We start from the raw sequence: 20510 nt of genomic DNA, 5'->3' as shown, positions 1-20510 counted from the left end.
TTATAATCTGGTAAACAACAATATGGTTGTTACCAAGGCTGTTGTAATTGAAATAATAGTCGTGAATGATTGCAGTCCGGTGGTTCCCGTGCCCAATGATTTTTGGGGCAGCGGATTTATTAAAATTAAATCGTTCGGCTTTATGTAATAATAAGGCGAATTCATCGCATCTAATTTTGTAAGATCAATGTGATGCACTTTCTGCCCTGCGGGATACTGCCTAATAATAACAACATCACTTCGGTCACCGGTTAAGGTTATATCGCCACTGTTGGCAATAGCTTCCATAATACTCACTTGGTCGCGGTAAATAATATTGGAACCGGGACCGTTTATTTCCCCGTTAATTGTATATCGAATTCCGGCCAGTTTTACAGTAACAAATACGTTGGCTTCGGCTTTAAAATAATCTTGCAACAAGCGTTCTTCCAGCATCTCCTGCACCTCATCTACCGTATAACCCAGTACGTTTATCTCCCCTAAACTCGGAATGCGAATGTTACCGTGATCGTCAACTTTAAAGCCGTCGTAATACAATCGTTCCTCTCCGGTAACATTGGGATTGTCGTCGTTTATTGGGTTAAAAATACCCACTGTTTCCTGGTCCAATGCCTTTACGCGAATACTTAAAAGATCGTTTATTTGAAGTCGGTACGGCTCCTGCTTCTTTCTCAACAATGCTAAAGTGTCGCTGCCGTTTGCATTTTCCTGTAAATAGGTAAGCTGTTTGGTGGTTACACAAGATGTGAAACTTACCGCGACAAACATAAACAACAATAAATACGCAAACTTCATAAAGGGCAGGGTTGATAATGAACAAATATAAAGTAACGCATTTAATAATGAAACATATTTTCGGGAAAGGCGGTTTTATTAGAAAATGAGCAACCCATTGTGAAAAACAATAGGTTTACTGTATTTCTATTACCGAATAAAAACAGGCTCCTGTGCGTTTTCGGTATATTCTTCACTATACCCATAACCGTCGTAGTCGAATGCTTTTAAATCGTCCGCGGTTTTAATATTGTTGTCGATTGCAAAACGCGTCATACTGCCCCTTGCTTTTTTGGCGAAGAAGGAAATAATTTTGAGTTCCCCATTTTTGAAATCTTTAAAAACTGGAGAAATAACCGGCACTTTCAATTTCTTCTCATCAATAGCATTAAAATATTCTACGCTCGCCAGGTTTAAGAAAAGTTCATTCTCTTCCAATTCGTCATTCAACGTTTCGGTGAGTGTTTTTTTCCAAAATGCGTACAAGTCCTTTTTTCTATTTACAGACAATTTAGTGCCCATTTCCAGTCTGTAGGGTTGCATTAAATCTAAAGGCCGTAGCAATCCGTACATTCCTGAAAGTATGCGAAGTGAATCCTGTAAAAGGTCTATTTTTTCTAAAGGAATTGAATACGCATCCAAGCCAGTATATACATCGCCAGCGAAGGCGTAAACCGCAGGACGGGCGTTTTCTTTGGTAAAGGGAGTACTAAATTCTTTGTAACGCTGATAATTGAGTTCGGCAAGTTTATCGCTGATGTCCATTAATTTTGAAACAGCTTTTTTGCTTTTCCGTTCCAACTTATTATTTATCATTTCAGCTTCTTCCAAAAACTTGGGTTGGGTAGCGCGAGTGGTGGGAAGTTTGGATTCAAAATCCAGCGTTTTTGCCGGGGAAACTACTATTTTCATTAAAATTCTTTTTCTTCAAAAATAACGAAAACTATTGGGAATTGAGATTCGTTGATTCGGGAATTGTTGTTTGGTTGATTCGTTAATTCGTGGATTTGGAATTTGTGATTTGCGATTTGCGATTTGTGATTTGAGATTTGAGATTTGAGATTTGTAAAATTTGGCATTTTCACTCAACCCGTCTCCCCACCGTGGTAAAACTCAATCCCTGCGAACTGCGAAGTGAAGTCATAATCGCTTCAAAATACGGCTCGGGCGTGGTGGATTCTGTGGTCCATTCAAAAATAAAATTGGCGCCGCTGCCTCCGTGATTATCTGTTTCGTCAATTATAATTTCCACGGTTTCCAACGGATTTAAAAAAATGGGTTTTTTGAAATAACTGCGAATCAATTCCCCTTTTGTGTTGTAGTAGTCGGACTTTGTAATGTAGATTGTATCTGTATCGCTCACATTTCGAAGGCTGACCATGGCAGTTAAATTCTGCGATTTTTCCATTGAAATGCTGTAGATATGCGAGTAAATACTCAAATACGATTTCCCCACAATTAGCGAATCACTTGTCTTCCCAAAAGTTTCGGAATTGACATAGTGATCTTCCCAATGGTTGGGATGGTAGGAGCTTATCTCCTTGGATTCTTCGCAACTGCTGAACATTCCCAAAAGAAATAGAAAGCTTGTAATTCGCAATATTTTAAACAGGTTTTTCACGCTAATTCCTTTGCCGATTTATTTTCACATTAAAACTACGGCTTTTTATTGATTTCAGACTCTGTTTCCAAAAGTTCGTTGATTTGCCATTGCCTAGCTTCTAGCTGGTTTGCGAGACGTATTGCTTGGTCAATAGCTTTGTTTGCTTCAGTTTTATTGCCGTTCGCCATTTTCACTTTGGCCAAAATATCATAACTCCCAAAACTGTTTGGATTGATGGCCAATGCTTCGTTTAAAAGCTGTTCGGCTTCTATAAATCTCTTGAACTCACGGTCTTGTTGCAGAATTTCAGAATATACTTTATCGCGCTTCCCGATTGAAATATCTTAACCGAAAAGAGTCGTCGAGCAAAACAACATCAAAAAAAATAGTCGCATATTATTTTTCATATTCCTTTAAAATATAATTCGCCCTTAAATATTTTAAATATTATATTGAAAGCTTAGCGTTTAAGCAGCCGAAAATTCGCGAATATTTAAGGCTTTAAAAACTTTCTTAATTCCCTTTTTATTTTCAGAAAGCACAATAAGCACGTCTTCGCCGTTAATTACAGTTCCGCCATTGGGAGTAATGTATTTTTCGTCTCTTTTTATCATCGCGATAATAGCGGTTTTGGGAAATTCAATATCTACAATTTTCTTCCCAACAATTTTGTTTCCGCTTGCAATACCAATCTCCCGCATTTCGGTTTTGGGGTGTTCTTCTAAAAATCGTTCTGAAGGTGTTCTAATTTTATCGGTCGCCGGAATACTCACATTTAACCATTTTGCAACTACCGAAAGTGTAGTTCCCTGAATTAAAATAGAGGTTAACGAAATGAAAAATACAATGTTAAAAATCATATTTGCCTTGTCTATTCCCGCTAATAACGGATAGGTGGCAAATACAATGGGCACGGCGCCGCGCAAGCCAACCCACGAGATGTAAAACCGTCTGCGCAACTTCATTTTAAAAAATATCAAACTGACGAAAACCGCTACCGGACGCGCAATAAAAATTAAAAACAGCGAAATTATAAGTCCAATCCCAATCACCGGAACAATCTGCGACGGAAACACCAAAAGCCCTAAAGTTAAGAACAGTACAATCTGCATGAGCCACGCCAAACCATCGTACATTTTTAGGATGGTTTTCTTGTGAATTAGATACTGATTCCCCAAAAAGAGGGCGCAAATATAAATTGCCAAAAAGCCGTTTCCACCGAAAAAGTCGGTTACCGAAAAGGTGATAAACATCAATGCAATTACCAGTACGGGGTAAAGCCCTTCAAAGTCTAGGTTTATTCTATTTATAATAATCTTACTCAATTTACCAAAACCAAAACCAGCAATAGTACCAATTATCATCTGCTGAAAAAACAACGGAATCATTGATGCCAACCCTTGATCCTGATTGACTACCAACCCCAAAAATGCAATGGTTAACACATACGCCATGGGGTCGTTACTTCCGCTTTCCATTTCAAGAGTGGGCCGTAAATTTGCCCGGAGCGCCAAATTTTTGGAACGCAAAATAGAAAACACGGCAGCCGCATCTGTAGAGGAAACAATACTTCCCAAGAGTAAACTTTCGTAAATTGTGAAATCGGTAAGGTAGTAAACAAAGGTTCCGAGCCCAACGGCCGTCAAGAAAACCCCAAGCGTAGAAAGAATAAAACCTTCTTTCATAATGGGTTTTACCGCTTTCCAATCTGTATCAAGCCCTCCCGAAAAGAGGATAAAGTTTAATGAAATTATACCAATTAATTGCGCAATTTGTGGATCGTTAAAGCTTATACCTATACCATCTTCACCGGCCAGCATACCAATTCCCAAGAAAAGCACTAAGGTGGGAACCCCAAATTTATACGAAGTTTTACCGGCAACAATACTTATAAAAAGTAAAATAGAGCCTACAAGTAGAATGTTTTCAATGGTTAAATTCAATAGCTTTCGGTTTAGTTACGTTTGCTGCAAAATACGAATTTATACTTTTAAAAATATCTAGAATCTGTTTTTTAAAGCCTAGAAAAGCATCGCATTAAAATTTTCGGCTTAATATTCACAAATAAGCCTAATTTTGTAGGCAATGACAACGAAGAAAATAGAACTGCGCTCGGTAAACGTTACACGCTACATAACGCCACTTCGGGAAGGGGGCTCGCTACCAGCTTTGGCCGAAGCCGATGACGATTTTAAATACGTTTTAAAATTTCGCGGTGCAGGTCACGGAGTTAAAGCCCTGATTGCCGAATTGCTTGGGGGCGAAATTGCGCGCACCTTAGGTTTAAAAGTCCCGGAGTTGGTTTTCGCAAACCTCGACGAAGCCTTTGGTCGCAGTGAAGGCGACGAGGAGATTCAAGATTTGCTGAAGGGTAGCCAAGGTCTTAATTTAGCATTGCATTTTCTTTCGGGAGCATTAACTTTTGATCCCGTTGTAACAACTTTAGATGAAAATTTAGCTTCAAAAATTGTTCACCAATATAGATCGCACGGTAAAAAACACCAATATGCTTATTTGGCATAAGGAATTATGGCTGATTGACCACGGCGCTACTTTCTATTTTCACCATTCGTGGAGCAATTGGGAAAAGGCGGCTATGAGTCCGTTTCCGTATATAAAAGATCACGTGCTGTTGCCGCAAGCAACCTTAGTTGAAGAAATAAACGATAAAATGATTGCGCTGCTTCCCGATGAAAAATTACGCGAAATCACCAACCTCATCCCCACCGAATGGTTAGATTGGGAAGATGTTGAAATGAAAGCCGAAGAAATAAGAGCAGTGTATTTTCAATTTTTAGTACAACGAAGAAAGCATGCAAACAACTTTGTAAAACAAATTCAGGATGCCCGGAAAACACTTGTATGAATATGCGGTAATACGTTTGGTGCCCCGTGTTGAGCGCGAGGAATTCCTAAATGTGGGGATCATTCTTTTTAGCAAGGGTGCAAAGTATTTAAATTGCAAATACCACATAGACACCGAAAAACTAAAACTTTTCCCCTGCGAATTGGAAGTGGAAGAAATTGAAAAAAACCTCAACGCTTTCGAAAAAATTTGCTTGGGTTCAAAAGAAGGCGGCTCTTTGGCGCAGTGGGAAAAACCCGATAGGTTCCGATGGCTTACCGCGCAACGCAGTTCATCACTGCAAACCTCGCGGCCACACAATGGTTTTAGCAACGACCTTGATGCAACCTTGGAAAGACTTTTTGAAGAATTGGTGCTTTAAAAATAACAGCGAATATTTCTGTTTACCTCCAAGACACAAATTTTTGGCTTAATGCGATCGATGAACCCGTTAAAAACGAAAAATCACATAACTTTCGAAGCCAAATATTTCTGCACTTCGTAAATATCAATGCTTTTATTAAATTTTTTGCTCACCGTTGGCGCGTCTTCGCTGCTGATCCAGATTTTTAGTTCGGCGTCAAGATCAAATGTGCCGGCAGTTTCCAACGAAAAGCGCGAAATGTGTTTGTAGGGCAAACATTTGTATTCCTGCTTACTTCCGGTTAAACCCTGTACGTCTATTAAAATTAGGCGTTTGTTTGTAAACATAAATACATCGCGAAAAAGCTTGAAACCTACCTCCACCACCTCGTCTTCAATTAAAAGCCGACTGTATTTCTCATTTAATTTTTCGGAAGAAACTTCGCTTGCGTTTCCTAATATTTTATTGAAAATACTCATTATGTCAATTTAAAAGTTGAGAAAAATTGTGTAAGCAGCCAGCACAACCAGCTACTGACTACAAACTAAAGACCACCGACTACCCACTACCGACTACCGCCTAAGAACTACCGAACTTCCCCGTGATAACTTATAGTTTCGCGATCATTTGTTGAAATGGAAAGTGTGGCATATCCCGAATCGCTAACGGTTAAAACTAGTGCAAATGTATCTCTGTCATTTTTCACTTTCGTTTTTACCTCATAGCCTCGCTTTATTTTTTCGACAGTAAAATCTTCGGGGGCTCCTTTAAAACGCATTCCTTTGTCTTTCCCAATTGCCAAAGCGCTATACGATCGCCCGTAAAACGGCATATTGCTTACAATCATTTCTGGAGAAAAGGTCACGGAATAATCACTACCCACTAAATTTTTTGAAGGTTGCCCCATCGGATACATCGTGTTAGCAATAAATTCAAAGGTTTTTGAATTCAATAAGACTTCAGTTGTACTCTGTTCAGCTTTGGGAGCCAGTTGTGCTTTGGCTGTTTTATCCTGAGCGTTTACACCGCCAAGAATAAAACTAAACAGCACGGCAAATAAAATATTTCGTGTTTTCATAATTATAGTTTTTTATTGAAGAAGCAAGCACTGTGCCGAAATGGATTGGCTATCAACCTTCTTCAATAAAAGCACGGATTGCTTTAATAGAAAAACTGCGGTTCAATTAACGATATTCCGGGTTTTCAAAATTCCAGCGGGTACCATCATCCCATTCTTTACGGGAGTTTCCGTATTTAGGATATCCACCCTGCTCCTTTAGCATCTTTGCTAAATGAAGCACATTATAAGTCATAAAAGTGGTATTTCTATTGGTGAAATCGTTGTTTTTGGCATTGCTTTCTTCATCTCTATAACTGGGGCCGGGGCCAGCTTCACCTATCCAGCCACAATCTGCCTGTGGCGGAATACTGTAACCCACGTGCTGTAACGAATACAAAATCCCCATGCCACAGTGTTTAATACCATCTTCGTTTCCGGTAATAATACAGCCACCCACTTTTCCGTAGAAATAATATTGTCCTTTATCATTTTGAAGACTGCTCATGGCGTATAAACGCTCTATTAATTTTGTGGCAACAGACGATTTTTCACCCAGCCAAATGGGGGTGCCAATAATTAAAATATCGGCGGCATCTACTTTCTTCCATATTTCTGGCCAGGCATCTTCCTTGGCGCCGTGCTCCGTCATATCTGGATATACACCATTAGCAACAGCATGATCTACCAAACGAATATTTTCAAAAGAAACCCCTTCGGCTTCCATTATATTTTGTGAAACATTCATTAAACCCTGTGTATGACTCATACGTGGCGATTGCTTGAGGGTGCAGTTAATATAAAGTGCTTTGAGTTTTGAAAAATCTGGTTTCTCCATAATATAAAAATTTTAAAACTTATAAATATATACCCCTTATAGTGACAAAGCCTGGCCCAAATTAAACCGAAGTTTTAGCTATTTGGTGATAAATATATCTTCAGAATAAATACCTTCAATGGTTTCTGCCGAAAGGGGTTTACTCAACAAACCTTTTACATATTTATGTGCCTCGGCCTTTTCTACGTCTCTCTGCTCCAGAGAGGAAGTAAGTATATAAATACTGAACTGTTGCCTAATGTGTGGCGGCAATTCATTAAAAATGTCTAAAAAATCCCAACCCGATATCACTGGCATATTGATATCTAGAAAAAGCATTGTTGGTGTACTATTTTGTGAATTGGTATAGGCGTCCTTTATAAAACTAAGCGCTTCATGAGGGTCTAAAAAGGTTTTGATCTCCGGAAGGGAAGAAAACCTGCGACACGCCAATTCGCAAATTAAATTACTAATACGATCATCATCAACAACTATAAATCGATTGGGTAAATTCATGGGTAGGTTATTAAAATAGAAGAGGGGATTTGCACATTTTAAAATGGCATTTTTTAAATTTTATTTAGTCATCGCCGATAAATATACTTAATTGTTATAGGCAGACAAATACATTTATAATATTTAACACGGATATAAGTCTATGCATCGTGTTCAAATTCAACTGTAAACACAGTGCCACTATTTACTTTACTAGCAACAGAGATTTTCCCGCCCAAGGTTTCCACTTGGGTTTTTACCATGTACAATCCCATTCCTTTTCCTTCCCTATCGGCGTGGAATCTTTTATAGAGCCCAAAAACCTCGTCGCCTTTTTTCTCTAGGTCAATTCCGCTGCCATTGTCTTTAAAAGTTAAAATCAATTTATTTTTAGAGAGCTGCGAACTAATTTCAATCAACGGTCTAACGGTGGGTTGCCTAAATTTAATACTGTTTGAAATAAGGTTGTAAAAGATACTCTGCAGATAACTTTTTATAGTGTTGAATTCATCAATTGCCGAAAAATCAGTTGTAATGGCAACTTCTTCCTTTTGAATAAGATTACTGATACTCAGCTCTATATCGTGTGTTAAATCTGAAAAGATTACCAGCTCCTTCCGCTCGGTAATTTCGGTTTTGGTTTGTAATATGGTGTTGAGGTCGCCAATTACATTTTCAAGCCGATGGGCATCTGAAATGAGGGCTTCTCCCAGTATTTTTTTTACTTCGGCACTATGCGACTCGTCTTTTAACTCTTCGGTTAAACCAATAATATTAGCTACTGGCGAACGTAGGTTATGCGATACTATATACGAAAACTGCTCCAAATCGTTATTGCGCTGGTGCAAGTCCGAGATCATTTTAAGGCGTTCATTCTCAGCTTTTTTCTCCTTGGTTAAGTCGCGTAAAATTCCCGAAATATACAAGGGGTTTCCTGCTTTATCAAACTCAAACCGCCATTCGGTTAAACCGTAACCCAGTTCGTCATTTTCTTTGTAAAACTGAAAATAAAACGAAGAATCCTGGTGTTTGGCAAATGCCTCTGCCACGCGTTTAGATGCCATTGGCCTATCGTCTGGATGCACAAAATCTAAAAACGTTTCTGCAGATGGCACAACACTTTTGTCCATCCCCAGAATTCTATAAATCTCGTCAGACCAAGTATGTGTATTGGTAAATATATCTACTTCCCAACTGCCTACTTGGGCAATGGTCTGTGCCACTTTTAGCTTAGCCTCGCTCCTAAATATTTTATTGACCGCATTTTTACGCTCCGTAATATCCTGAAAACAGCCGTATATTTTGCTGCACTTACCATTGGTAAAAACAGCTTCTCCTATGGTTCGCACCCATTTTAAATTTCCTTTAAATGTTTTGAACTGCAATTCCTCGTCCCACGGAGTTCCGTTTTCCATGCATTCCTTAACGCGTTGTGCGATAATTTTCTGATTGATGCCCTCGGTAAAAAAACCAATACCCGTGCTGAGATCGGGGATAAAATTGGCCGGGGCTTCACGAATTTCCTTCGTAATATCAGACCAATATACCGTGTTCTTTTCAACATCGATCTCCCAGCTTCCAATTCTTGCCAGTCTGTTCGATTTTTCTAAGAGTTCTTCCAAATGTTTCTTCTCAGTAATATCTGAAACCATGCCCAGCGAGCCTTTAAAATTTTCAGCATCGTCAAAGATTGGATTGGCAGCTACTTTTGTAAGAATTTTTTTTCCACTTTTAGAAATAAACTTATACTCCAGACTTTCGGCAACTCCCCTTTTTCTTCTTTCCAATGCCTTCAAAGCTTGCCGTTTGGAAGCTTCATCCATAAAAAATGAATTCTTCTTCCCCAACATTTCTACTTCAGAATATTCAAGAATTTCGCATAACTTTTTATTGACAAAGGTTGTCCTGCCAAACTCGTCGAGCAACCAAATTCCCTCTTGCGCAGTTTCCACAATACGACGGTACTGGCTTTCACTTTTTTCTATTTTTTTCTTTGTGGTTACTTGTTCAGTGCGGTCGTTTATAAAGAAGAAAACCCCGGCAATTAAACCGTCATTATCTATATAAGGCTGATAAACATAGTCTAAATAAAAATCGGCATAGCCGCCAGTATCTTTGTTTGCTACCTTAATCAACCTTTCCTTCCCATTGTAGGTTTCACCAGTTTGATATACACGATCTAATTGCGCTATAATGCCCTGCTCCTCCATTTCGGGAAAGACTTCGGCAACAGTTTTTCCTATCACATCTTTTCTGCCCATTAATTGCAAGTAAAGCGGATTAACCATTTCGTAAACATGGTTTTCGCCTTTTACCATGCCAACGGCAGACGGCGCCTTTAACAGCATTTCGTAAAACTGATTGTATTTATTATCGCCGACTTTCTTCAACTTTTATTCTATCTTCTCTCTAAGGTATGCAATATACTAATCTGTAGGTAATTTCGCATTATTCTATAAATTTTCTAAAGCTATTTTTACTTTGAAGTATTAAAAGCATCGTGGTTTTTTAATTTATTTGAAATATCGACAATTTAATAATTGCAGTTGTTTATAATTAAATTTATTGATTACTGAAGAAGATTTCACACCTTCAAATCAATCTCCTTCAAATTCTCAATTTTATTACGTTGAAGAAAATCGTCTATACTCTCAAAATGCTCAATTACGCGTTTGTCTTTAAATTCGAATACTTTTTCTGAAAGCCCCTGAAGGAAATCGCGATCGTGCGATACCAAAATTAAAGTGCCGTCAAATTGAAGCAGTGCTTCTTTCAATACATCTTTCGATTTTAAATCTAAATGATTGGTTGGCTCATCGAGAATTAAAACGTTTACTGGCTCTAACAACAACTTTACCATTGCCAACCTCGTTTTTTCTCCTCCCGAAAGCAGGCCTACTTTTTTATCGATATCGTCGCCGCTAAACATAAAACGACCGAGAATGTTTTTTATTTGCGTGCGAATTTCACCCTTTGCAACTTCATCCACCGTTTGAAAAACCGTTAAATCTTTGTCTAAAAGTGCGGCCTGGTTTTGCGCAAAATATCCCACTTTGGCATTGTGGCCCAAAGAACAAGTGCCTTCAAAGTCAATTTCGCCCATAATGGCTTTTATCATAGTTGATTTTCCTTCGCCATTTCTGCCTACAAAACTCACTTTTTCACCCCGCGAAATACTCATGTTGGCGTCGCTAAAAACCACCAAATCGCCGTACTTCTTAGTAAGCCCCTCTGCAACAACCGGATAATCACCACTGCGTTGTGCAGGTGGAAATCGAAGTGCCAAAGCTGAAGTATCTATTTCATCAATTTCAATTAGCTGCAACTTTTCAAGCATTTTTTCGCGAGAATTTACTTGATTGGTTTTAGAGTAGGTGCCTTTAAACCGCTCGATAAACTGTTGGGTTTCGGCAATAAATTTCTGTTGTTCTTCGTAGGCTTTTATTTGATGCGACCTTCTTTCCGCTCGTAGTTGCAAATAGTGACTGTAATTGGCTTTGTAATCGTAAATGCGTCCCATTGTAACCTCAATCGTGCGATTGGTTATGTTGTCTATAAATTTTCGGTCGTGCGAAATTACGATTACCGCTTTGGCTTTATTCAGCAAGAAATCTTCAAGCCAAATTACCGATTCAATATCTACGTGGTTTGTGGGCTCATCCAGCAAAATCAAGTCAGGTTTTTGAAGTAGCAGCTTTGCCAATTCAATACGCATGCGCCATCCACCGCTAAACTCGGAAGTTGGGCGGTGCAAATCGCTTCGTTTAAAGCCCAATCCGCGCAAGGCTTTTTCTACTTCGGCCTCGTAGTTTATTTCTTCCAAAGCGTAATATTTTTCACCGAGCTCTGCCACTTTGGTAATAATATTCATATAGGCGTCGCTTTCGTAATCGGTGCGGGTTTCCAGCTCTTTGTTTAGGCGATCCATTTCGTCCCGCATTTCAAAAATTTGCTTGAAGGCTTTTGAGGCTTCTTCAAAAACTGTTGCAGTATCATCTGTTAATAAATGCTGCGGCAAATAGGCAATCACGGCATCTTTTGGAGTACGCACATTGCCGCGCGTTGGCGTTTGTTCGCCGGCAATAATTTTCATCATTGTACTTTTCCCCGCGCCGTTTTTCCCCATTAGGGCAATTTTGTCGTTTTCGTTTACTACAAATGAAACGTCGCTAAAAAGTGTATCACCACTAAACTCAACCGCTAAACCATCTATTGAAATCATATTCTAATGTGTTGTTTTTTTATGACGTAAAACTATAATTCGTAGGACGTATGGCACTCTTCAAAATGATTAGAATGCTTTTTTGGCATTGCCTCCACATACGTCTTATGTCCTTCCGTCTCAAGTCATTTTTAAAGTTTGCAAAACTATTAAAAAGAAGTGAATTGGCAGACGGTAAATAGGAAGTTGTTGTGTGTATTTCAAGAAATTAGTGAGTTAAAACTTATAAATAGTAGTAATCTTCGCACAGGTTTTGCGGCGTTAATTAATTCAGCTTTTTGTATCTTCACGTTTCTTTAAATTTTTTTCCTCAAATCGGGCATATCCTCAAATCCCTACGCAAACCTATGTGATCAATAATTTAAATCACTTAGTATGATATTGCAGAGTTTTTTAACCAATCGATTTTTAAGTTTAGAAGGAAAATTATACAGCGGAAATCTTTCTGAAGTTCAATACCGAATTGAAAGCGCGCTGGATAATACCTCGTCTTTAATTGTAGATTTAGACTTGCTAGAAAAGCTCGATATTGCCGGTGCTTATATGCTCTATTTAACTACTGAAACAGCCCGCGAAAACAACAAGGAAATAATATTGTTTTGTAGAAAAAATAATATGGTAAAAAGAATCTTCACTTATGTAGGCATTCGTTATTACAATAAAATCCCGAGAGCGAACGCGTAGGATGTTTCAATTTGCTTTCCTCTAAAAAATTGTATATGTTTACTTTTAATTACATTGTTGCCCGATAAAAGTAATGACTAACTTTTGAAAACCCCATATTATATGTAGTTCCTACTCGACTAGGAATTGACGGGGCTTTATTTTTTTACCCATATTTAATGCCTAACGGCATACTGCCTCATCGAGGCAAAGTATTGGTAATTAAGAGGTGACGACTAAGTAAATGTCTCCCGTAGGGACAAAATATGTTTTTTAATCGAACAATACTGTTTTAATAAAGTTTTCGCTATGCCCTGTTTAATTCAACTTTCTAAGAGCATTTGTAACCTAACAGGGCTGCGGAAATCGTTAGTATCATTTTTTAAGCTGAAGATTATCTTCCCGAATTAAGGCGCACCCGCGAGTGTGCCGTAACGGCTTCCTTTTTCAAAAAATACATCCATTATTTACACCGAAATTATCGGTGCTTTAAACTCGTTATAAAAATTTATTTTAAAGGTGAAGCTGGGATGTTATGTTGTTAATTTTTAAGAATTGATAAAATGGCAAAAGGTAGAAATCTTAGAGCTTCTGCTAAAGATGCTAAAGCATTAAAACAAGAAAAAATATTAAAAAAGCTGGAAGAGAAACAGATGAAAAAGCGTAAATCGCGTGTTTGACTATTCTTTGGTTTGTATAGTTAGTTGATGAGTGAAAGGGTTTGCGTCAAGTATTTTCTTGACCGACCCTTTCCTCTTTTTTAGTGCACATTTGTTAAAATCAAGAACCCACACCAAATTTGGCGTGGGTTCTTTTAATTAATTGGGGAGATATAAGCCAAAAGGCTTAATCAAATATACATAAGTTCCACAACTATAACTATCTTATTATGTTATGATTAACCATTTTTTTCAACAATATAAAACTAATAGTTTCTAGTTGTACCATCATAATTGCTTTTCACAAACTAAAATTCAATCTGTATAAAATTAAAAGTGCGCGGTTAAACCGAGAATAAAATTCCTTCCCGCACCAGAAACTCCCGAAGCATAAGGTCGATACCGCTGATCGGTTAAATTTTCAATACCGCCGCTTACATCAAGTGTCTCGCTCAATTTATAAAGTCCTTTAAAATTTAAAGTATACCAAGCCGGCGAATAGATATTTCCGTTTGCGTCTAAGGCATAAATTTCTGTTTTGGTCCTTTCACCATCGGGCATATCGTCAAAATCACGATTACCGTTAAATAGTAAATTCACTTCCATATTTAATTTTTGGGCTTTGTAATTTAAACGAGAGATTCCGAAAAATGGCGCCGTATGTCGCACGGGGCTTTTTTTGCCATTTTCCAGTTCCTCTTTTCCTTTTTGAAAATTGAAATCTGTACTAAATCCAAAACCTTTGGGCAATTTTAATTCAAGCCCAAATTGCACCCCATAAATATTTGCCACCGCCGAATTTTGAATGGCTTGTACCCTACTCATTTCGCCTTGGTACATTATACTATCCTGTCCATTCAGTTTAAAATCGCGTCGTAATAATGAATTTTTTAAATGGGTGTAATATCCTGTAACGTCTATTTTAAGCACGTCTCCAAAAACCTTGGCCACTCCCAAATCTGCATTATACGCGTATTCAGGTTTTAAATCTGGGTTTGGCACTACCACTTGCCCGGGGGCAGAATCAAATACTTTTCCCACATCATCAACATTCGGTGCGCGGAAGGCAGTGCCTAAATTGGCGCTTAAAACCCATGTATTTGTGGGGCGATAAACGCCTCCCAAACTCCCTGTTAAGGCACCGTTGCTCAAACTGGCTTCGGTAAAAGGAAAGGGATAAAAAGTAGTATCAAACTCTGAGTCCAACAAAACGTGATTGTATCTGGCACCACCACTCAGCGTAAAACGGTCTGTAACCTTAAACTCATCGGTTATATAAGCCGCCAAAGATTGCCACGTACTGTTGGGATAACGCGCGGGTCCTGGTACGGTTTTATCCGTGGTAATATCGGTTACTTTGCCAACGGAATTCACCTCATCTAAAACATATTCAAGGCCGTAAAATATTGTGTTTCGCTCGCCAGTTGCTTTTATAAAGTCGGCATTTATGGAGTAGGCACTTACCTCTTCTTCATTTATGTTTCGGTCTGGCTTGTTAAAAGAACGATCCTTTCTACTTTCCTCAAACCATTGATGCGCCAAACGGATGTTCATCTGGTCAAAGATTGAATTAGATTCATTATAACCAATACTCAAATTGTTCATCATCCATATTTGTGGTCCGTAATCCCACTCGGCATAACGCGCCGTACCATTTTTAACGCGCTGGTGCCTATCGTATCTACCGTAATTTGAAGTTTCGGAATAGTGAAACCCATATTGAAAATCCCACTTTTCATTGGGCTTAAATCTAAATTTCTGCATCATATTCACCTGCGAATAGGCTGTTGGAATCTGCAACAATTTATCTTCCTGCGTAATAATTACATCTGTACTGTCCTGCCGTTGCACGTGATAATCTCTAATATAATCTTCGGGTCCATGGCTTCCTTGGCGAAGGTTATCATAATCAAAAGAACTTATACTTGTAAGAAAACTCCATTTCTTAAAACCCACATTTACATCAAAATGACCAGTTTTTTCGTTGTTGGCAGATGAGTAACGCACATTTGCTTTCCCCGTTATTAATGGTGCATCTGTTAGCGATAAACGCGGAGTTAAAGTTTGAAAACTCATAACCCCGCCAATGGCATCACTGCCGTAAATTACCGATCCCGGGCCAAATACCACCTCGGTATTTTCAACGGCGAAGGGGTCTAAACTAATTACATTTTGAAGATTTCCCGATCGGAAGATTGCCGTATTCATACGTATTCCATCGACCGAATAAAGCAAACGGCTGGTTGAAAAGCCACGTATCATAGGGCTACCTCCCCCCTGCTGACTTTTCTGAATAAATACTTTTCCCGAAATACCCAAAAGATCGGCTGCGGTCTGCGGATTTTGCAAGGCAACGTCTTTGGTTGAAATAGAAATTATTTTTGCCGGCACATCGTCGCTACTCTGCCGCCAACGCGAACCGGAAATTACTACTTCATCTAAATTTAAATTTGAAACTTCCAACTTCACATTAAAATTTTCGGCTTGCAATTGGTTGTAGCTTTTTATAAGCGTTTTGTATCCCAAGGTGCGAATTTCAATCTTTTCTTCATTTTTAAAAGCGCTAATGTCTGCTTGCCCCTTTGCATTGGTGGTGGCGTACTGTTTAGAATGCGGACTGCTGAGCGTAACCAACTCTATAGGCTCATTGGTTTCGGCGTCTTTTACAGTTATGGTTTGGGCGAAAGTGGATCCCACAAAACCCAACAATAACCATATAATATATAATTTTTTCATTTTTTTTAATTGGCTTGTATTAAGTTAACTGAAGGTTTGAAGATACGTATTATTAGATTCATTAAATTCTGAACCACATAGGCTTAACACCTTGATTTTTAAAACACGTTTCTTCTAAAACCGTATAAAAATTCATTGCTGCCAAACTAATATGACAACAAGAATTTATTCAAAAATTGAAAGTTAACTTAACTTAGGTGGAGGCGTGGGCGGACTGAACCGCAGCGAAGTAAAATTAGCGGCGTACAGCATGTTTTCAAATATTTCGGTCGGTATTTCGGTTGGCAAAGCGTGCCAATCAAAAAGTTCGGTACAGAAAAAAGATCGAAAATAATTGTATAGTTGCTTCTGATTGTTGCGATTGTTTTTATCTGTGCCAAAGGCGTCTGCCACCAATTTCTGAAGCTTTTTATTGAGGGCGGTTTCGTCGTGATCCCACCAGCAGCGGTAAAAAATGGAATCGCCTTTTATCTCTTTGGAAACCACATCATACATCTGCCCGTTGTATTCAAATTCCTTTGAGTGTTCCCACCGCAGTTTTGTTTGCGTTTCTTCTTTTGAAAACTTTAAAAGCACCAATTCCTCTTCGTCAATTCCGGCAATCATCTTCCACTTAATTTCGCGTTTGATGCTCGATTTTTGATAGTGAAGAAATAAAAACATCGCTGCCGCCGGGACGAATAATACAAATAGAAATGATATGGCGACAATTCGTTTCTTCAATTTAAAATGCTAAGAGAATTCAAATGTCGTGAAATTGAAAGTATAAGTAAAACCATTTTAGAATTTATTCTTTGGGTTTTAATCAAAAACTTGGAAGATATATTTCAATATATAATTGAAGAAATCCCTTCTTTCAGAATTTATTTATTCCCTTTAATCAATCCCCACATTTTTTTGAAAGCCATTACTATCATCAAACAAATAAACCCAACCAACAATCCAACAATAAATTCATTTATTAGTGAAGGAATATTGGGCAAATAATGGTGAAAGAAATCAATATTGTGCACAAAAATACCACCCGAAACCAATAAAAGAGCAATGGTGCCAATTACCGTTAAAGACTTAATTACCTTGGGCAACGCTTGTACTAAAAGCAATCCCAACCATTTTGAAAAACTCTTTTTGTTTTTGCTGTATTTTATTAATTTGAAACCGAGTTCGTCCATACGAACTATAAGCGCAACAATGCCATAAACCCCCACTGTGGCTACAATTGCTATAAGGCTAACTACAATTATTTGGGTAAGCAAAGCTTGTTCCACTACCGAACCCAAGGCGATGATTATAATTTCGACCGAAAGGATAAAGTCGGTGACAATTGCAGACTTTACACGTTCCTTTTCAATGGCTAATATTTCACTTTCGGTAATATCTTCCGCCACTAAAGATTCTTTGGAATGAGCGTGTGGAAAGAAGAATTCATAAATTTTTTCGGCTCCTTCAAAGGCCAAGTATAATCCCCCAAGTATTAAAACTACGGTAACTGCGGCAGGAAGAAACGCACTGAGCAAAAACGCAAGCGGAAGGATTATCAATTTGTTTAAAAACGAACCTTTGGTAATTGCCCAAAGTACAGGAATCTCTCTTGCAGAAGCAAATCCCGAAGCTTTTTCGGCATTCACGGCCAAGTCATCACCCAAAATACCAGCCGTTTTTTTGGCGGCAACCTTACTCATTAATGCTACATCGTCTAAGAGAACGGCGATATCGTCTAAAATTGCAAAAATTCCTGAAGCCATTTAATAATATCTGTTTTTATTGAATAATGAAACACAAAGAAAAACAAAACCCCACAAATCTAAGCAGTGATTTGTAGGGTTTTTAAAATCTATTTTAAAATATGTGTGAATTTATTTTACCAAGGTAAGCTCATCAATTATATGACTCGCACCAGCTAACTTATCTATTAAAAACAGTACGTAACGAATATCTACATTGATGGTACGTTGCAATTGATCATCAAAAATAACATCGCCCGCCATGGCTTCAATGTTACCGTCGAACGCTAAACCAATTAGTTCTCCTTTTCCATTTAATACTGGCGAACCTGAATTACCACCGGTAATATCGTTATCGGTTAAAAAGTTTACTGGCAAATACCCATCTTTATCGGCATATTGACCAAAATCCTTTTTCTCATAAAGATCAATTAGTTCCTGCGGCATGTCAAATTCAGCATCGCCGGGTTGGTATTTTGCTACAGTTCCTTTTAGGGTTGTGTAGTAATTTTTATCGGCATCGTTGCGTTCATCGGCAGGCAAAGCAATAACTTTTCCGTAGGTTAAACGCAAGGTGCTGTTAGCATCTGGATAGTATTTTTTATCTGGGTTTTGCAAACGCATTCCTTGAACCAGCATTCGGTATGCACGCTCAAAATCGTTGTCTAATTGCTTTTCCTCTTCAGTTTTAAAACGGTAACGCGCTAATAAATCTACAGAAAGTTGATACAATGGATCGTTCTTTAAAACCTCGGCATCTGGATTCGCCATAAAAGCTTCCAATTTCTCTTTGGTTTCAAAAATACTGTTTTCAAAAGCGGTGTTTAAATAGTCTTCCCAACCTGTTTCGCTATCGTTGTTTGCCGTGGCAAGACGTGCTACCATAGGCGCAATGTTTTCAGCTTTGGTAGAATAAAGTCTTAATTGTGCGGCCAAAACATCTTTTTCCAAAGGCAGGTAAAGTCCGTCGTAAAGGTTGTTTATTTCTGCTTCTATTTTAGGCTTTACCTCAGCTTGTTTAGCTTCGTTTTGCTGCAAATAATAGTCGATAGCGCCCCCTAAACGATACGGAAGAATTGCCATATTAGTACGTAGCAACAGTCTTAAATAATTATCGTGCCGACTCGCTTCGTTTGTTTTTTCGTAGTAATTGTTAATTACGGGAATTACATCGGCGTATTTTTTATTGTCTTTTTTATCGGCCCATTTCTGAAAAGCTTTTTCATCTTTCCGTTTGCTTTCAGCAGTTTTGTGCTGTTTTAGCGCATCGATCATTCCTTGACGGTTTTTCCAATAATTGGCAATAGATGCATAGCTTGAAGCATAATCGAGCTTTACTTGCTGATCTTTATCCATATAATCCTTCATAACATCCATAGACGTTTTTGAAGCCTCAACCCACGCCGGGTATGCGTACTCTACGTTTTGCTCAATCCCGCCAGCAGGCATCCATCGGTTTGTTCTTCCTGGGTATCCAAGAATCATGGCGAAGTCGTTTTCATCAAAACCTTTAATGCTCGTCTTTAAGTGGTATTTTGGCTTTAACGGCACATTGTCTTCTGAATATTCTGCAGGGTTTCCGTCTTTATCGGCATACACTCTAAAAAGTGAAAAATCGCCAGTGTGGCGTGGCCACTCCCAGTTATCGGTATCGCCACCAAATTTTCCAATGCTGGCTGGAGGAGTTCCTACCAAACGCACATCGTTGTAATCTTGGTAAACAAAGTAGTAAAACTCATTGCCTTGGTAAAAAGACTTTACCGAAACGGTGTATTTTCCGCCTTCGTTGTTTTCTTGCTCAATCTTGGCAATTTCTTTATTGATGGTAGCTTCACGTTCTAATTCAGTCATATTCTCATTAACTAAACTTAGAATGCGTTTAGAAACATCGTCCATTCTAACAAAGAAACGAACCGAAAGGCTTTTTGGTTTTAATTCTTCGCTGTGGTTTCCTGCCCAAAATCCGTTGGTCAAGTAGTCGTTTTCGGCGGTAGAAAGTTCAGCAATTTGGCTGTAACCACAGTGATGGTTTGTTAGTACAAGGCCGTTGTCTGAAATTATTTCGGCAGTACACCCACGGTTAAACTGTACAATGGCATCTTTTAAGCTGGCATTGTTTATACTGTAAATTTCTTCGGGCGTAAGTTGAAGCCCCATTTTTTGCATATCGCGGTAGTTTAACCGCTCAATATGCATTAAAAACCACATACCTTCGTTGGCCTGAACAGGCAGTGCGAAAGCAGCAAGTAGGAAACAAATAATTAATTTTTTCATTAGAATGGTAAGATTTAATATTTAACAAATTGGGATAAAAACCCTAAAAATACAGGTGAATTTATCGCTCGGTAAATATAATCGGATTCCCCATTTATCGTGCTTTCAGCATTCCAAAAAACTTCAAAACAATGGAACTTTAACTTTTTGTTAAGAGTGAATTACCTTCCGTGCCTAATTATGACAAAACCCCTTCCGACCCCCGATTCAAAATTCTGATCAAAAATTAAAAATTCGTCCGGGGGCCACCTTCCCCTTATTTAAAGACTTGGATTTT

17 protein-coding genes and 1 pseudogene are annotated in these 20510 nt (G+C 38.4%); 3 read left to right on the top strand and 15 right to left on the bottom strand.

The genetic code is table 11. From position 1 onward, the window contains the following. From K8089_RS12620 to K8089_RS12600, 5 genes are all read right to left on the bottom strand, one after another. Positions 1-795 (bottom strand): polysaccharide biosynthesis/export family protein, encoded by a 795-nt coding sequence (locus K8089_RS12620; RefSeq protein WP_237603653.1) that lies wholly within the window; start codon positions 793-795, stop codon positions 1-3. A 129-nt stretch (positions 796-924) separates the two neighbouring features. Continuing rightward, complete coding sequence (gene yaaA, locus K8089_RS12615; protein ID WP_237603652.1) at positions 925-1686, bottom strand: peroxide stress protein YaaA; 762 nt, start codon at positions 1684-1686, stop codon at positions 925-927. A 169-nt stretch (positions 1687-1855) separates the two neighbouring features. Continuing rightward, positions 1856-2374, bottom strand: coding sequence for a DUF3124 domain-containing protein (locus K8089_RS12610; RefSeq protein WP_237603651.1), 519 nt, complete (start codon positions 2372-2374; stop codon positions 1856-1858). A gap of 56 nt (positions 2375-2430) precedes the next feature. Then, the gene (locus K8089_RS12605; RefSeq protein ID WP_237603650.1) at positions 2431-2619 is read right to left on the bottom strand and encodes a hypothetical protein; all 189 of its coding nucleotides are present in this window, start codon (positions 2617-2619) and stop codon (positions 2431-2433) included. Positions 2620-2844: 225 nt separating this feature from the next. Then, positions 2845-4320, bottom strand: a complete 1476-nt coding sequence (locus tag K8089_RS12600) for a potassium/proton antiporter (RefSeq protein ID WP_237603649.1) — start codon at positions 4318-4320, stop codon at positions 2845-2847. A gap of 142 nt (positions 4321-4462) precedes the next feature. On the opposite strand from K8089_RS12600, the pseudogene K8089_RS12595 reads away from it, so the two are divergent. After that, a pseudogene (locus K8089_RS12595) lies at positions 4463-5243 on the top strand (HipA family kinase). Next, positions 5221-5604 (top strand): DUF3037 domain-containing protein, encoded by a 384-nt coding sequence (locus tag K8089_RS12590; RefSeq protein ID WP_237603648.1) that lies wholly within the window; start codon positions 5221-5223, stop codon positions 5602-5604. The pseudogene K8089_RS12595 and the gene K8089_RS12590 overlap by 23 nt, the downstream one beginning before the upstream one ends. Before the next feature lie 83 nt (positions 5605-5687). On the opposite strand, the gene K8089_RS12585 is transcribed toward K8089_RS12590, so the two are convergent. The 6 genes from K8089_RS12585 to K8089_RS12560 form a co-directional block, all read right to left on the bottom strand. Beyond that, positions 5688-6065, bottom strand: a complete 378-nt coding sequence (locus K8089_RS12585; RefSeq protein ID WP_237603647.1) for a PH domain-containing protein — start codon at positions 6063-6065, stop codon at positions 5688-5690. 107 nt (positions 6066-6172) lie between these two features. Next, on the bottom strand, positions 6173-6664 hold the full coding sequence (locus K8089_RS12580; RefSeq protein WP_237603646.1) for a DUF4251 domain-containing protein: 492 nt from the start codon (positions 6662-6664) through the stop codon (positions 6173-6175). Between the two features lie 106 nt (positions 6665-6770). Beyond that, positions 6771-7481, bottom strand: a complete 711-nt coding sequence (locus tag K8089_RS12575; protein ID WP_237603645.1) for a flavodoxin family protein — start codon at positions 7479-7481, stop codon at positions 6771-6773. A gap of 78 nt (positions 7482-7559) precedes the next feature. After that, the gene (locus K8089_RS12570; RefSeq protein WP_237603644.1) at positions 7560-7976 is read right to left on the bottom strand and encodes a response regulator; all 417 of its coding nucleotides are present in this window, start codon (positions 7974-7976) and stop codon (positions 7560-7562) included. A gap of 140 nt (positions 7977-8116) precedes the next feature. Next, positions 8117-10345 (bottom strand): PAS domain-containing sensor histidine kinase, encoded by a 2229-nt coding sequence (locus tag K8089_RS12565; RefSeq protein ID WP_237603643.1) that lies wholly within the window; start codon positions 10343-10345, stop codon positions 8117-8119. A 194-nt stretch (positions 10346-10539) separates the two neighbouring features. After that, positions 10540-12177, bottom strand: coding sequence for an ABC-F family ATP-binding cassette domain-containing protein (locus K8089_RS12560; protein WP_237603642.1), 1638 nt, complete (start codon positions 12175-12177; stop codon positions 10540-10542). A 375-nt stretch (positions 12178-12552) separates the two neighbouring features. Here K8089_RS12560 and K8089_RS12555 point away from each other — a divergent pair, with 375 nt between their 5' ends. Further along, entirely contained in the window at positions 12553-12861 is a 309-nt protein-coding gene (locus tag K8089_RS12555) for an STAS domain-containing protein (RefSeq protein ID WP_237603641.1), read from the top strand. A gap of 968 nt (positions 12862-13829) precedes the next feature. Here K8089_RS12555 and K8089_RS12550 read toward each other — a convergent pair. The 4 genes from K8089_RS12550 to K8089_RS12535 form a co-directional block, all read right to left on the bottom strand. Then, positions 13830-16235 carry a TonB-dependent receptor gene (locus tag K8089_RS12550; protein ID WP_237603640.1) on the bottom strand — a complete coding sequence of 802 codons (2406 nt, stop codon included), beginning with the start codon at positions 16233-16235 and terminating at the stop codon, positions 13830-13832. A 183-nt stretch (positions 16236-16418) separates the two neighbouring features. Continuing rightward, complete coding sequence (locus tag K8089_RS12545) at positions 16419-16958, bottom strand: hypothetical protein (RefSeq protein ID WP_237603639.1); 540 nt, start codon at positions 16956-16958, stop codon at positions 16419-16421. Positions 16959-17098: 140 nt separating this feature from the next. Next, positions 17099-17980 carry a DUF808 domain-containing protein gene (locus K8089_RS12540; protein WP_237603638.1) on the bottom strand — a complete coding sequence of 294 codons (882 nt, stop codon included), beginning with the start codon at positions 17978-17980 and terminating at the stop codon, positions 17099-17101. 111 nt (positions 17981-18091) lie between these two features. Further along, on the bottom strand, positions 18092-20233 hold the full coding sequence (locus tag K8089_RS12535; protein ID WP_237603637.1) for a S46 family peptidase: 2142 nt from the start codon (positions 20231-20233) through the stop codon (positions 18092-18094). Between the last annotated feature and the right edge of the window lie 277 nt (positions 20234-20510).

Source organism: Aequorivita vitellina (assembly GCF_022008365.1).
In the GTDB taxonomy this organism is placed as follows: domain Bacteria; phylum Bacteroidota; class Bacteroidia; order Flavobacteriales; family Flavobacteriaceae; genus Aequorivita; species Aequorivita vitellina.
This window is presented reverse-complemented; position numbering and strand designations above follow the sequence as displayed.

Excerpts from the sequence above, each read along its gene's own strand:
- K8089_RS12620 (WP_237603653.1), bottom strand. The coding sequence starts at position 795 with ATGAAGTTTGCGTATTTATTGTTGTTTATGTTTGTCGCGGTAAGTTTC.
- yaaA (WP_237603652.1), bottom strand. The coding sequence starts at position 1,686 with ATGAAAATAGTAGTTTCCCCGGCAAAAACGCTGGATTTTGAATCCAAA.
- K8089_RS12590 (WP_237603648.1), top strand. The coding sequence starts at position 5,221 with ATGCCCGGAAAACACTTGTATGAATATGCGGTAATACGTTTGGTGCCC.
- K8089_RS12585 (WP_237603647.1), bottom strand. The coding sequence starts at position 6,065 with ATGAGTATTTTCAATAAAATATTAGGAAACGCAAGCGAAGTTTCTTCC.
- K8089_RS12580 (WP_237603646.1), bottom strand. The coding sequence starts at position 6,664 with ATGAAAACACGAAATATTTTATTTGCCGTGCTGTTTAGTTTTATTCTT.
- K8089_RS12575 (WP_237603645.1), bottom strand. The coding sequence starts at position 7,481 with ATGGAGAAACCAGATTTTTCAAAACTCAAAGCACTTTATATTAACTGC.
- K8089_RS12570 (WP_237603644.1), bottom strand. The coding sequence starts at position 7,976 with ATGAATTTACCCAATCGATTTATAGTTGTTGATGATGATCGTATTAGT.
- K8089_RS12560 (WP_237603642.1), bottom strand. The coding sequence starts at position 12,177 with ATGATTTCAATAGATGGTTTAGCGGTTGAGTTTAGTGGTGATACACTT.
- K8089_RS12555 (WP_237603641.1), top strand. The coding sequence starts at position 12,553 with ATGATATTGCAGAGTTTTTTAACCAATCGATTTTTAAGTTTAGAAGGA.
- K8089_RS12550 (WP_237603640.1), bottom strand. The coding sequence starts at position 16,235 with ATGAAAAAATTATATATTATATGGTTATTGTTGGGTTTTGTGGGATCC.
- K8089_RS12540 (WP_237603638.1), bottom strand. The coding sequence starts at position 17,980 with ATGGCTTCAGGAATTTTTGCAATTTTAGACGATATCGCCGTTCTCTTA.
- K8089_RS12535 (WP_237603637.1), bottom strand. The coding sequence starts at position 20,233 with ATGAAAAAATTAATTATTTGTTTCCTACTTGCTGCTTTCGCACTGCCT.